The sequence below is a fragment of the Streptomyces ossamyceticus genome, from assembly GCF_001418475.1.
Classification (GTDB): domain Bacteria; phylum Actinomycetota; class Actinomycetes; order Streptomycetales; family Streptomycetaceae; genus Streptomyces; species Streptomyces ossamyceticus.
Map to the genome: position 1 here is coordinate 321 of NZ_LIQX01000605.1, position 220 is coordinate 540.

Here is a 220-nt window from a genome sequence, read left to right on the forward strand (position 1 = left end):
ATGGTTGCCGCAGGCAAACGAATCTGGGGGTTCACGGCCCAAGTCTTGGTAAAGGAGGGCGCCGCGGCGGAGGCCGCGCCGCCCCACCCCACTTGGGTGCCCCCTCGCGGATTCGCTAAGGTCTCGGGCCATGGCTGACAACCAGGGCCCCCAGGGCAACTACGACCCCGCCGGGAGCACGCAGATGTTCCGCGCGTTCGTTGACGAGACCCCGCGGGGT